General features: G+C 70.6%; 11 protein-coding genes. 8 read left to right on the top strand and 3 right to left on the bottom strand.

Annotated elements, in window-relative coordinates; translation table 11 throughout:
- Positions 1-92: 92 nt before the first annotated feature.
- Positions 93-1,184 carry an iron-siderophore ABC transporter substrate-binding protein gene (locus G6022_RS02365; RefSeq protein WP_182639638.1) on the bottom strand — a complete coding sequence of 364 codons (1,092 nt, stop codon included), beginning with the start codon at positions 1,182-1,184 and terminating at the stop codon, positions 93-95.
- 210 nt (positions 1,185-1,394) lie between these two features.
- On the opposite strand from G6022_RS02365, the gene G6022_RS02360 reads away from it, so the two are divergent.
- From G6022_RS02360 to G6022_RS02345, 4 genes are read left to right on the top strand one after another with little or no spacing between them, the layout of a single operon-like run.
- On the top strand, positions 1,395-2,885 hold the full coding sequence (locus G6022_RS02360; RefSeq protein WP_182639637.1) for a pyridoxal-dependent decarboxylase: 1,491 nt from the start codon (positions 1,395-1,397) through the stop codon (positions 2,883-2,885).
- Positions 2,882-4,366, top strand: a complete 1,485-nt coding sequence (locus G6022_RS02355) for a SidA/IucD/PvdA family monooxygenase (protein ID WP_182639636.1) — start codon at positions 2,882-2,884, stop codon at positions 4,364-4,366. The genes G6022_RS02360 and G6022_RS02355 overlap by 4 nt, the downstream gene beginning before the upstream one ends.
- Positions 4,363-6,873: a GNAT family N-acetyltransferase gene (locus tag G6022_RS02350; RefSeq protein ID WP_182690967.1), complete on the top strand. Its 2,511-nt coding sequence runs from the start codon at positions 4,363-4,365 to the stop codon at positions 6,871-6,873. The genes G6022_RS02355 and G6022_RS02350 overlap by 4 nt, the downstream gene beginning before the upstream one ends.
- Before the next feature lie 10 nt (positions 6,874-6,883).
- Entirely contained in the window at positions 6,884-7,270 is a 387-nt protein-coding gene (locus G6022_RS02345; protein WP_182639633.1) for an MmcQ/YjbR family DNA-binding protein, read from the top strand.
- 6 nt (positions 7,271-7,276) lie between these two features.
- Here the strand turns inward: G6022_RS02345 and G6022_RS02340 are convergent, their stop codons facing one another.
- Positions 7,277-7,849, bottom strand: coding sequence for a hypothetical protein (locus G6022_RS02340; protein ID WP_179525102.1), 573 nt, complete (start codon positions 7,847-7,849; stop codon positions 7,277-7,279).
- A 219-nt stretch (positions 7,850-8,068) separates the two neighbouring features.
- On the opposite strand from G6022_RS02340, the gene G6022_RS02335 reads away from it, so the two are divergent.
- Positions 8,069-9,214, top strand: a complete 1,146-nt coding sequence (locus G6022_RS02335; RefSeq protein WP_182639631.1) for a nucleotide pyrophosphatase/phosphodiesterase family protein — start codon at positions 8,069-8,071, stop codon at positions 9,212-9,214.
- A gap of 22 nt (positions 9,215-9,236) precedes the next feature.
- Here G6022_RS02335 and G6022_RS02330 read toward each other — a convergent pair whose 3' ends face one another.
- Positions 9,237-10,712: an NAD(P)-binding domain-containing protein gene (locus tag G6022_RS02330; protein WP_182610968.1), complete on the bottom strand. Its 1,476-nt coding sequence runs from the start codon at positions 10,710-10,712 to the stop codon at positions 9,237-9,239.
- A 104-nt stretch (positions 10,713-10,816) separates the two neighbouring features.
- On the opposite strand from G6022_RS02330, the gene G6022_RS02325 reads away from it, so the two are divergent.
- The 3 genes from G6022_RS02325 to G6022_RS02315 form a co-directional block, all read left to right on the top strand.
- The gene (locus G6022_RS02325; RefSeq protein WP_182610967.1) at positions 10,817-11,998 is read left to right on the top strand and encodes a zinc-dependent alcohol dehydrogenase; all 1,182 of its coding nucleotides are present in this window, start codon (positions 10,817-10,819) and stop codon (positions 11,996-11,998) included.
- Positions 11,999-12,038: 40 nt separating this feature from the next.
- Positions 12,039-12,776 (top strand): histidine phosphatase family protein, encoded by a 738-nt coding sequence (locus G6022_RS02320; RefSeq protein WP_179525098.1) that lies wholly within the window; start codon positions 12,039-12,041, stop codon positions 12,774-12,776.
- On the top strand, positions 12,773-13,537 hold a 765-nt coding region (locus G6022_RS02315), incomplete at its 3' end, for an NAD(P)H-hydrate dehydratase (RefSeq protein WP_182690964.1). The genes G6022_RS02320 and G6022_RS02315, both read left to right, overlap by 4 nt.

The raw sequence follows: 13,537 nt of genomic DNA, 5'->3' as shown, positions 1-13,537 counted from the left end.
CGGTGGCGCCCCGGTGCGGAGGTCCGCACCGGGGCCGCCGGCGGCCCCGCGGGTGCGGGGTCGCTCCGGCTCGTCGCGGTCACCTGCATCGGTCAGTTCTGCTCCGCGGCGACGATGATGTCCGGGACCACGTTGTCGAGCGCCCAGGGCAGGCTGAGCGGCGACGCCGCCGAGATGGACAGCACCTGCTGCTCGTCGGTCTGCACCACCATCCGGCCCGCCTCGACCGCGGGGATGCGACCCAGCAGCGGGTCCGCCTCGATCGCGGCGCGCACGTCGGGCGACGCCGCGTAGGTGACCAGGATGTCCGAGACGAGCTCGTCGGCCCGCTCGGGTGACCAGGTGACGGCGAACTGGTCGGCGGCGCCGGTCGAGGCCTCGGAGACGACGGGGGCCTGCACCATCCCCAGCTGCTCGAGGAATCGCGGTCGGTTGTCCACGTCGGTGAACGCGTAGATCTTCTCGGCCGCGTCGGGATCCACCGTGCCGTAGATGAAGGTCGTCCCCCGGACGCCCGGGTGATCGTCGGCGACCTGGGCGATCCGGTCCTCCACCTCGTCGATGAGCTCCTCCGCCCGCTCCGAGCGGCCGAGCGCCTCGCCGATGAGGCGGGTCGAGTCCTGCCAGGGCGTACCGAAGGCCACGTCGCCCTCGGGCATCGCGATGGTGGGGGCGATCGTGGACAGGGTCTCGTACTCCTCGGCGGTCATCCCGGAGTAGGCACCCAGGATGACGTCGGGTTGGAGCGCGGCGATGGCCTCGGTGTTGATGCCGTCCGTCTCCGAGTACAACTCCGGCATCTCGCCGCCCACCGACTCCAGTTCGGCGTCGAACCAGTCGGTGGATCCACCGGCGTTGCCGCCGAACGAGTTCCGCGGCATGCCCACCGGAACCACTCCCAGCGCCAGCGAGACATCCGCGTTGACCCAGGAGATCGTGGCCACCCGCTGGGGCGGTTCGGTGATCTCCGTCTGCCCGTACGCGTGGGTGATGGTGCGGGGGAACTCCCCGTCGCGCTCGACGTCGGTCGCCGTGGCCGGGTCCTGCGATCCACCCACCGAGCCCGTCGTGCACCCGGCCAACACCGCCAGTGTCGCGAGGAGCGCGGCCAGGAGCAGCACGACCCGTGCGCGATCGGGGGCGTCGACCGCACGGACACGGGATCGGACGGTGAGTGGACTCATGGGGTCTCCGATGGGATCAAAGCCGCTTAGGCTTGGCTTACCTTATCGGGGCAACAGTAGAGCGACGATGCGCCGAAACGCAAGACCGTACTCCCACATTCCCACTTCGCCTGGGGCACAACATGGTTCATTTCGCCCTAGTGTTGATAAGGCAAGCCTACCCTCATAACGTTCGCCGGTACCTACGTCCCCGATCAGTTCGGAGCACCCGTGAACGAACACCTGTTGAGCCACCGGAGCAGGAAGGACCACGCCGCCGCCCTGGCCGCGGCGACCGCCGAGGTCGGTCGATACCTCGACGGTCGTACCACCCCGCGCTCGTCCGCAGCGCCCGCGCATCTCGCGTCACAGACCGCGGCGGTGGATCTGTCGACCCCGCTGGGGACGCTCGACAAGGCCCTGGTGGAGGTGCGTGCGCTCTACCTCGACCACGCCGTGGGGTACCACCACCCCCGCTACCTCTCGCACCTCAACTGTCCGGTCACGATCCCCGCGCTGGCCGCCGAGACGCTCGCCACCTCCGTCAACACCGCGGTGGAGACGTGGGACCAGGGCACCTCGGCGTGCCTGATCGAGCAGAGACTCGTCGACTGGGTCGCCGACCTGATCGAGTTCGACAGGCCGGATCGGGTCACGCCGGACGGCGTCTTCACCACCGGCGGATCGCAGTCCAACCTCCAGGGGCTGTTCACCGCTCGCGAGGATCGACTCTCCCGCCCCGGCCCCGGGGGGACCACGCCCGCGGACCGTTGCGCCCGTCTGTCCCGACTGCGGATCGTCACCGGCGAGCACGCCCATCTCAGCGTGGTCAAGGCCGCGCGTCTACTCGGCCTGGCGCCGGACGCGGTGATCGTCCTCCCCGGGGACGGCGACCGCATGGACCCCGCCACCCTCGACCGCGCCCTGGCATCCGTGGCGGACGCCGGTGACGAGGTCGCGGCCGTCGTCGCCCTGGCCGGCACCACCGACCACGGCGCGATCGACCCGTTGCGTGAGATCGGACTGGTCTGTCGCCGTCACGACGTCTGGTTGCACGTGGACGCCGCCTACGGCGGCGGGTTGCTGGTCTCCCCCACCCGCCGCGATCTCCTCGACGGGATCGGGCTGGCCGACTCGGTGACCGTCGACTTCCACAAGACCTTCTTCCTGCCGGTGGCCGCATCCGCTCTTCTCCTGCGGGACGGCTCCGGCTTCCGCCACTCCACCGTCAGCGCCGACTACCTCAACCCCGCGGACGGTGACGATCACGCCGTGGACAAGTCCCTGCAGACCACCCGCCGCTTCGACGCCTTGAAGCTCTGGATGACGCTGCGCGTACTCGGCGCCGACGGGATCGGCCGCATGCTCGACGACGCGATCGACGTGGCCCGGCGGATCGGTTGGACCATCGACTCCGAGCCCGACCTCGAGCTGGTTCGAAGGCCGGCACTGTCGACCGTCCTCTTCCGCCCCCGGCCCGAGGGGTGTGACCCCGACGAGTCCGACGCCCTGGTCCGTCCCGTCAGGGACGCGCTGTTCGCCGAGGGACGGTCGGTGGTCGCGGCGACGGTGGTGGACGGCAGACCGTGCCTCAAACTCACGATCCTGGACCCGGAGCTGTCCGACCGGGACGTGGCGGCCGTGCTCGCCGACGTCCGCGAGGCCGCCCGGTACCTGGCCGAGGGGATGCGCCAGGCCACCACCGCGGGGGTGATGTCATGAGCGGGAAGATCCACGACCTGCTGGGGGTGGGCATCGGTCCGTTCAACCTCGGGCTGGCGTGCCTCGCCGAACCGCTGGAGATCGACGCCGTCTTCCTCGACTCCCGCGAGGGCTTCGCGTGGCACCACGGACTCATGTTCGACGACGCGACCATCCAGGTGCCCTTCCTGGCCGATCTGGTCACGCTGGCCGACCCCACCTCTCCGTACTCGTTCCTGTCCTATCTCAAACAGGTGGGCCGGTTGTATCCGTTCTACATCCGCGAGAACTTCCAGCCCCTGCGCGCGGAGTACGACGCGTACTGTCGCTGGGCCTCCGAGCGGGTGGGTGGACTCCGGTGGGGACGGCAGGTGGTGGACGTCCGGCGCGAGGCGGCACAGGGCGCCGGGGGCGGGCCGGACGGGGGGAACGGAGGGACCGACGACGACGAGGACGGGCCCGTCTACCGGGTCACCGCGATCACCTCCGACGGCACGGAGACCTACCGCGCCCGGCACCTCGCACTGGGGATCGGCACCACCCCGTGGTCGCCTGTCGACACGGACTCGCTCGACGGCGCCTCCCCACACGCGGGCCGACGGGTCGCGCTGCACGCTGCCGACTACCTGCACCGGCGCGAGGAGCTGCTCGGGTTGGACTCGGTGACCGTCGTGGGCAGCGGCCAGTCGGCCGCCGAGATCTTCCACGACCTGGTGGCGACGTCCGGGCACTCCGGCCCCCGCGTGGACTGGATTACCCGGTCCCCCCGGTTCTTCCCCATGGAGTACACCAGGCTCACCCTGGAGATGACCTCCCCGGAGTACATCGACCACTTCCACGGTCTCGACGCCGGCACCCGGGACCGGTTGCTGCGCGAGCAACGGTCCCTCTACAAGGGCATCGACGCCGAGTTGATCAACGAGATCCACGATCTTCTCTACCGCCGGTCCGCCCACGGACTGGACACCGGGTTGCTGGTGGCCGCGACCGCCCTGGACGGGGCCACCGTAGACGAGTCAGGGATCCGCCTGGAACTGCACTGCAACGACACCGGCCGGGCCTGGCAACACCACACGGACGGTCTGGTGATGGCCACCGGCTACTCCGCCACCGCTCCGCGGTTCCTCGACGGGATCGCCTCGGAGATCGACTGGGAGGACCCCGGACCCGGGCGGGCCGGCGCGGGCAGGCCCCGTCGCTACCGCGTGGCCCGCGACCACACCATCGACCTGGCCCATCGGCGTGTCCATGTGCAGAACGCCGAGGAGCACACCCACGGGCTCAGCGCCCCGGACCTGGGGATGGGGGCGATGCGCAACAGCATCATCCTGCGGTCCGTCACCGGTCACGAGGTCTACCCCGTCGAATCACGCATCGCGTTCCAGCGGTTCGGCGCCCCGGCCCGCGAGTCCTGCCCCACCCGGGAGACCGATCCGACCCGAGCCGGGACGTCCGCCGTGCGCCACTCCCCCGCCGACCAGCAGGCCCAGGAGGCCCGATGAACCATCACACCGTCAGTACCCCCGCCGGGCTCGTCTCGCTCTCTTCCCTCTCCACGGACGCCGATACCGTCGGGACCCTCCACGCCTGGCTCTCGCACCCCGGGTCGGCGTACTGGGGCATGCGGCACATGGCGCCCGAGCAGATCTCGGCGTTCTTCCGCGACTGGCAGAGCAGCCCACACCGGCAGGTCCACATGGTGCGCATCGACGGACTGCGAGTGGGGTTGGCGGTGTACTACGACCCGGCCGCGGTCGAGCTCGACGGCTCGTACCCGCACGAACCCGGGGACCTGGGTATGCACCTGCTGGTCGCCCCCTCGCGGACGCCCGTGCCGGGCACCACGGCCGCCGTGATCGGCGCGATCTGCGAGACCGCCTTCGGTCCGCTGGGCGCCCGACGCGTGGTGGTGGAGCCGGACATCCGCAACACCGCCGTGCACCGACTCAACGCCCGTGCCGGCTTCCGGGAGGGCGGGGCGGTGGAACTCGCCGACAAGACCGCCCTGCTCTCCTTCTGCGACGTCGGGGACTTCCGGGCCTCCGAGATCGGCCGGACCACACGGGCCGTGTCGTCGTCACCCCCGTCGTCCGGTGCCGTGCCCCACGCGCACCTCACCGGTCACGCGATGCGGCGGGCCCACCGTCACCTGTGCGCCAAGGCCCTGGCCGAGTTCTCCCACGAGCGACTCGTCTCGCCTCAGCCCACCGCAGACCCGGACATGTACGAGGTGCGCGCGGGTGAGGAGAGGTGGCTGTTCCGCGGGCGGGTGCTGCCCCTGGAGCACTGGGTGGTGGACGAGGGTTCGCTGCGCCGGGAGGTCGCCGGCGAGCCGGTCGAACCCGACGCCCCGGCCCTCATCACCGCGCTGGCCCCGGTGCTCGGTATCCCCGCGTCACTCGTCGGCGTCTATCTGGAGGAGATCGCCGCGACCCTCGGGTCCGCCGCGTTCTGTCTGCACCACCGCGCCCGCCCCGTGCAGGAACTGGCCGGTGCCGACCTGCAGGAGGTCGAGGCCGCGATGACCGAGGGGCACCCGGGCTTCGTGGCCAACAACGGGCGCATCGGACTGGGGCTGACCGACCGACACCGCTACACCCCGGAGGCTCCCGCGACGGTACGTCTGGTGTGGCTCGCCGCCCGCCGTGAACTCAGCCACATCGCCACCGTGACCGGACTGGAGGAGAACGAGCACTACCGTCGGGAGTTCGACGGTGACGACCTCGACCGGTGCGACACACGACTTCGGGAGCTGGGCCTCGATCCGGACGGGTACCGCCTCATTCCCGTCCACCCGTGGCAGTGGGAGCACAAGATCGCCGTGGTGTTCGGCCCCGACCTGGCCCGCCGCGACCTCGTCCACCTGGGCGAGTCCCGCAGTGAGTACCGCCCGCAGCAGTCCGTACGCACGTTCTTCGACGTGACCCGTCCCGAGCGCGGGTACGTCAAGACGGCACTGGCGGTGCAGAACATGGGCTTCACCCGCGGACTGTCTCCTCGGTACATGCGTGACACCCCGGCGGTCAACGACTGGGTGGCCGGTCTGGTGGCCGGGGATCCCGTGCTCCGGGCACTCGACTTCGGAGTCCTGCGCGAGGTCGCCGCCGTGGGGTACACAGGCGACGCCTACCACCGCGCAGCGGAGTCCGGCGTCTCGGACGAGGGGCCGCACACCAAGATGATCGCCGCCCTGTGGCGTGAGAGCCCGGTGCCGCGACTGGCGGAGGGCGAGCGGGCCTTCACGCTGGCCTCACTACTGCACGTCGACCTCCACGGGTGCCCCCTCGTCGTCGAACACCTGGAGCGGTCAGGGGCGGACGCCCGCACGTGGCTCCGCGCGCTGCTCGACGCCTACGTTCTGCCGGTGGCCCGCTGTCTGCTCGCGCACGGGTTGGTGTTCATGCCCCACGGTGAGAACGTGATCGTGGTGATCGGCCCGGACAACCTGCCGCGCCGGGTGCTGTTCAAGGACATCGGCGAGGAGGTGGCCGTGGTGACCGACCGACCGCTGCCCGAGGGGATCGAGCGGATCCGGCACCTCGTGGACGCCGAGACGGCCGCGTTGAGCATCCACACCGACGTGATGGACGGGGTACTGCGTCACCTCGCCGCGATCCTCGACGAGTCCGGGGTCCTGACGGCATCGGAGTTCTGGGACGAGACCCGCCGGTGCCTGCTGGCGCTGGGCGGCGACGGCGACGGCGACGGCGACATCGACATCGACGTCGACCGGACTGAGGTCGACGAGGCGACCTGGCAGGCGCTGTTCGCGCCGCGGTTCAAACACTCGTGCCTCAACCGCCTGCAGTTGCGCGACACCCGGCAGATGGTGGATCTGACCGATCAGGCGGGATCGCTGCAGTTCGCGGGCACCCTCGCCAATCCCCTCGCATCGAGCCCGACCGACCCCGCGGGTCGCGCGGGTCGCGAAGAGCGTTCCGAACACGTCGGCCGAGAAGCAGGTGTGCGGAACGCTCTTCTCGATGACGGAGCCCGCAGCGTGTCGTAGCGTCACTGGGATGAACGGGCGGGAACTCCAGAAATGTGCGGCGATGCGGGCACGCGAACTACCGGCGTCGACCCTGGAGTTCCCGTTCGGGCCGGACGTCGACGTCTACAAGGTCCGCGGCAAGGTGTTCATGATCCACACCGTTGTCGACGACGAGCCCCTCGTGGTGATCAAGGCATCACCCTCGGACGGCCTCGCCCTCCGTGACGCGTACGCCGACATCACCCCCGGCTACCACATGGACAAGAGGCACTGGATCTCACTGCACCCCGGGGGGAGCCTCGGCCCCGACGTGGTCGAGGAGTTGGTCACGGAGTCCTACCGACTCGTGGTGGCCGGGCTCCCCAGCGCGCAGCGACCGGTCGAGCCGCACGCCTTCGGGCGCGGGCAACGCTGATCCGGCTCAGTTCACCGGAGCGGTCTCCGGCGAACCCTCGGGCGACACCGAGGACCCGGTGATCGAGCCGAGCCGCTCCTCGCCCAGCGAGCCCTCCACGGCGTCGGTCGCCGAGTCCGTGTTGACAGCTCCGGCCAGCGAGTCGCCCACCACGGGCACCCCGCCGATGACGGCGTCGACCGACCCCGGGACGTCCCCGCGCATCAGGAAGTCGACGGACTCCGCGACGGGCTTGACGACCATGCACACGACCCCGATGGGCGGCAGCGGGATGCCCGCCAGGTTGGCCGCCGTGCCGGCCACGGTGCCGACGCCACAGACGGCGCTGGCGACGGAACCGACCGGACCGGAGGTGTAACCGGGCAGCGAACCGGTGACGGAGGCCGGAAGCAGGTCGCCGGCGGAGCCGAGGCCGCCGCCGGTGTCCGCATCGGTGCCCGTTCCGGCGGACCCGGTGAGCGACGACGAGTCGAGGGCGCCCGACGACAGGCCGTCTGCGCTCTGGGCTGCGGCGGCGCCGGTCGAGAAGACGAGAAGTGCGGCGGCCAGCGCACCGGCGCAGGCGATGGATCTGGTCACAGTGATCTCCGAGCATGACGGGGGCGCGAGCCCCACGATGAGTTAAGGATTCTTGAGTCCATCACATATACGTCACGAGCGGGGCGGTGTTACGTCACGACCACCCCGTCGACACGTCACGACCACCACGTCGTCGCGTCACAACCTCCGCCCTGATGCCGTCCGCCCGCCCGGCGCCGGTCCGCACCGTTCGCGGGCGCGATGAGGGAGAGTGGAGCCATGACCGGGATCCCGACCACCCCCGCCGACCATTCGCTGGCAGACGTCATGCCGTCGATCGCCGCCTCGCTGGGCCTTGACCTCCGCAACCCACTGGCTCTCCCGCCCGCGCGGGATGCGGTGCTCGTCCTGGTCGACGGCCTCGGCGCCGAGCTCATCCGGCAGCACGCCGACGTCGCCCCCACCCTCTCGGCGATGACCACGCGGATGATCTCCGCGGGGTTCCCCGCCACCACGGCCACGAGTCTGACCAGCCTGGCGGTGGGAGCGCCGTGTTCCCGCCACGGGATCGTCGGGTACAGCTTCGCGCTCCCGGACGAGGGCGCAGAGACACCTACCGTCTTCAACTCGCTCCGGTGGACCACGGGGTCGGCGGAGGGGCCCTCCGCACTGGACCGGTTCCCTCCCCGTGAGGTGCAGGTGCTGCCGAGTCTGCTCGAACTGCTCACCGAGGAGGGGGTCGACGTCACCTACGTCATGCGCGAGGACTTCCGGGCATCCGGACTCACCCGCGCCGCGTTCCGGGCGGAGGGCGAGTACCGCCCGGCGATCTCACTGCAGGAGATCCGCGAGGCGATACTCGGTGTCGTCGCCGCTCCCTCGACGTCCAGACGGTTCGTCTATTCCTACTTCGGAGACCTCGATCTCATCGGGCACATCCACGGTCCGGGCTCCCCGGAGTGGATCCAGTCGTTGCGCGAGGTGGACGCCTTCGTCGCCGACCTGGCGACGGATCTGCCCCCCGACTGCGGGATGCTCGTCACCGCCGACCACGGCATGGTGGCCGCGGAGACCGTGATCGATATCGATGCCACCCCGTCGCTCCTCGCGGACGTCGAGGCGGTCGTAGGCGAGGCCCGGGTACGGCACGTGCACGCACGGGCCGGGTCGGAGTCGGCGGTGTTGGCCGCCTGGCGCGAGGAGTTGGCGGGGCACGCGCGGGTGCTGAGCCGGGAACAGGCGCTGGACGAGCAGTTGTTCGGGCCGGGCCGGGAACATGCTGACCGTCTGGGTCACGTCGTCGCGGTCGCCACCGGCGGCGTCATCCTCGCCCGCACCCACCACGAGAAGATGGAGTCGGGCCTCCTCGGTCATCACGGGGCCAATACCGCGGCAGAGCAGCACATCCCACTCATCCTGCGGTGAGCCGTCGGGACGCACCGCATTCTCAGGAGCCGAGCAGGACCGTCGTGAAGTCCTGCTCGTCGGGGTGGTCGAGCATCTCCCCCATCCGCTTCCGGTCGAAGGGCCAGAGATCGATCTCACCGCCGGCGGTCTGGTACCAGGACGTGCACCCGGTGTTCCACACCGTCGGTCCCATCGCCGCACCCACCGCGCGGGAGAACTCGGCGGTCGCCCGCTCGGTCACCTCGACCGCGTCGGGCTCGCCGAGCCGCCATCGCTCGATCCACTGCGCGATGTAACGCGAGGTGAGCTCTGCCGAGAACTGCAGTGGGATCGATCCGGTCGGCGAGTTGGGGCCGAGGACGGTGAAGAGATTGGGGAATCCCGGGATCGCGGTCATCCGGTATGCGCGCGGACCTGCGGCCCAGGCCTCATCGAGACTCAGGCCGTCGCGGCCGGTGATCCGCATGGGCCGCATGTACTCGTGGGTTCGGAAACCCGTGGCCAGCACGATCACGTCGACCTCGTGGTGGACACCGTCGCCGGTACGGATGCCGGTGGGCGTCACCTCGGAGATCGGACCCGTGACCAACTCCGCGTTGGGGGCGGTGATTGCGCGGTAGTAGGTACCCGAGACCACCTGGCGCTTGCACAGTGGTTCGTAGTCCGGGGTCAACGCCTCCCGGAGCCGACGATCGCGGACCTGCCGACGGAGACTCACGCGGGCGTAGGCCTGCACCGCGCGACGCCGCCAGGTCGGCTTGAGGACCACGTCCGCCAGGATCCCCGAGGCCCACAGGGCCGTCGCGTACATCCTCCGCTGCGATCCGGGTGACCGACGGAGCAGGGCGGTGAGCGGTGCGGGCTGCCGCACAGTCATCGGCGCCCACAGGATCCACTGCGGGGATCGGGCGAAGTGCAGAAGCCGTGACGCCTCCGGCTGCAGGGCGGACACGATCTGCACTCCCGTGGAACCGGAGCCGATCACCGCCACCCGGGACCCGCCGGTCTCCAGCCCGGGATCCCAGCGGGCGGTGTGGACGACCGGTCCGGCGAACGAGTCGAGCCCGTCGATATCGGGCACGTACGGGTGATGCAGCACCCCGGTCGCGCACACCACGAAGTCCGCGTGCAGGACCTCCCCCGCTGCCGTCGTCACCGTCCAGGTGGCGGACTCGTCGTCGTACACGGCGTCCGTCACCTCGGTCCCGAGCCGCAGCCAGGCGTTCAGACCGACCCGGTCCACCACGTCCCGGTGGTACCGCTGGATCTCCTCCCCCGATGCCCAGACGTGTGACCAGTCGGCCTTGGGGGCGAACCCGAACTGGTAGAGCTGGGAGGGAACGTCGCAGGTCAGACCCGGATAACGGTTCCAGTGCCACACCCCGCCGACGTCGGTGCCCTTCTCGCAGATCGTCACGTCGGTCAGCCCGGCCCGCATGAACGTGTGCGCGGCGGCTATCCCCGCGACCCCCGCGCCGATGATCACCACGCGGGGTTGGCGGAGATCGGTCACCACTCAGGTCTACCTCCTCGGGCGACCGGATGCGTCGACTCCCGCGGCCTCGTAGCGTCGGTGATATGCGTGAGCGCGCATGACACGACCAGCGAGAGGAGCCTGCCATGAAGGCGGTCACCTGGCACGGCAAGCGCGACGTCCGCGTGGACGAGGTACCCGATCCCAGGATCGAGGATCCCACCGACGCGATCGTCAGGATCACCAGCACGAACATCTGCGGATCCGACCTACACCTGTACGAGGTGCTCGGGCCGTTCATGAACGAGGGCGACATCCTCGGCCACGAGCCGATGGGGATCGTCGAGGAGGTGGGGTCCGGTCTCACCGACCTGAAACCCGGCGACCGCGTGGTGATGCCGTTCCAGATCTCGTGCGGCCACTGCTACATGTGTGACAAGGGCCTCAATACCCAGTGCGAGACCACCCAGGTCCGTGACCAGGGTATGGGCGCGGCACTGTTCGGGTACTCCGAGCTGTACGGCAGCGTCTCGGGCGGTCAGGCCGAGTACCTGAGGGTCCCGCAGGCCCAGAACACCACCATCCAGGTGCCGCACGAGCACACCGACGACCGGTACCTGTACCTGTCCGACGTGCTGCCGACGGCCTGGCAGGCGGTCGAGTACGCGCAGATCCCCGACGGCGGGACGGTCGTCGTCCTGGGGTTGGGACCGATCGGCGACATGGCCGCCCGGATCGCCGCCCACCGCGGGCACCGCGTCATCGGAGTGGACCCGGTCGCGGAGCGCCGGGCCCGGCAGGCGCACCGGGGTGTCGAGGTTCTCGACCCCTCCGAGCTCCCCGGTGAGCTGGGCGACGTGATCCGCGACATGACCGACGGCCGCGGGCCGGACTCCGTGATCGACGCGGTGGGGATGGAGGCACACGGGTCCCCCGTCGCCACGGCGGCCCACGCGGCCGTGGGGATGCTCCCGAAGTTCCTGGGCAAGAAGATGATGGAGCACTCGGGAGTCGACAGGCTCGCCGCGTTCTACTCCGCCATCGACATCGTGCGCCGCGGTGGGACCATCTCGCTGTCCGGCGTGTACGGCGGCGTCGCCGACCCGTTGCCGATGCTGACGATGTTCGACAAGCAGCTCACGCTCAAGATGGGGCAGGCCAACGTCAAGCGCTGGGTGCCGGACATCATGCCGCTGCTCACCGATGCCGACCCGCTGGGCGTGGACGACTTCGCCACGCACCGGCTCCCACTGTCGGACGCCCCCCACGCTTACGAGATCTTCCAGAAGAAGCAGGACGGGGCCGTGAAGATCGTCCTCACGCCGTGAGTCCGGGGACGGGCGGGATGCGGATGGGTAGGTTGCGGATATGACCGAACTGTCCCGACTCCTGCTCGTCCGCCACGGGCAGAGCGTGGGGAACATCGCCGACGACGAGGCCCGGGCCGCCGGGGCGCACCGCCTCGACCTGGACTACCGGGACGCCGACACACCCCTGTCGGATACCGGGTTCACGCAGGCGTCGGCGGTCGGCGCGTGGCTCGCCGACCTGCCGGAGGAGCACCGACCCACGGTGTGGTTGACCTCCCCGTACCGACGCGCGGCGGACACCGCCGCCGCCGCGCTGGAGGCCGCCCGCCTGGACGCCACTCTCCTCACCGACGAGCGGCTGCGCGAGCGTGACCTCGGGATCCTGGACGGATTCACCGGACACGGTATCCGTGACCGCTTCCCGGAGGAGGCGGAGCGGCGCGACCGGATCGGGAAGTTCTACTACCGGCCCCCGGGCGGTGAGAGCTGGACGGACGTGGTCCTCCGCGTGCGTTACCTGCTCACCGACCTGCGCCAGCAGTACGCCGGTGAACGGTTGTGCGTCTTCAGCCACCAGGCGGTGATCATGGGGTTCCGGGTGGCGCTGGAGCAGATGGCCGAGCAGGACATCCTCCACGTGGACCGGGCGGACCCCCTACCCAACTGCTCGGTCACCACGTACCGGCACGGCGGCGCGGCGCTGGAACTCGAGCGGTACGCCGACACCACGGCCGTGGAGCGGGCCGCGGCACCGACGACCCGCGAGGGATCCGCGGCGGACGAGGACGGCCGGTGAACGGCGGTCCGTCGGAGAAGGAGATCGTCCTGACCTCCCACCGTCTGCGGGGCTGGGCTCTTCCCGCGCCGGGCGGCGGCAAGGAGAGCCGGGGCCGGGTGCTCGTGGTGGGAGGCGGTCGCACGACCCCGGGCGGGGTGCTCCTCGCCGCGGAGGCCGCGCTGCGCGCCGGCGCCGGCAAGCTCCAGATCGCCACGGCGTCCTCCGTGGCGCCTGGCCTGGCGCTGCGGATCCCGGAGTCGATGACGGTCGGACTGCCCGAGGACGAGGAGGGCGAGCTGACCCCGGCCGGTGCGGAGACCATCTGCGAGCTGGCGGAGGGTTGTGCGGCCGTCGTCATCGGGCCCGGCCTCGGCCGCGTCGGGGTCGCCGGGGAACTGCTCCACCGGGTCGTCCCCGATCTGGATTGCACGCTGGTCCTGGACGCGCTGGGCCTGGCGTACCTGACCTCGGATCCGGACGGGGTCGCCCACCTCGACGGGCGCTGCGTTCTCACCCCGAACCCCAGGGAGCTCTCGAGGACGCTCGACGTCCCCGAGTCCGAGGTCGAGGCCGACACCCCACGCCGGGTCGCCGACCTCGCCCGGCGCACCCGCGCCGTGGTGGTGTCCGGGGCGGCCACGTCGTGGATCGCGTCGCCCGACGGCCGTCTGTGGCGCGACGAATCCGGCACGCAGGGGCTCGGGGTGTCCGGGTCCGGAGACGTCAAGGCCGGGGTCATCGCCGGGTTGCTCGCCCGCGGCGCAGAGCCCGCGCAGGCC

Origin of the sequence: Dietzia sp. Cai40 (genome assembly GCF_014145165.1) — a bacterium.
GTDB lineage: Bacteria > Actinomycetota > Actinomycetes > Mycobacteriales > Mycobacteriaceae > Dietzia > Dietzia natronolimnaea.
This window is presented reverse-complemented; position numbering and strand designations above follow the sequence as displayed.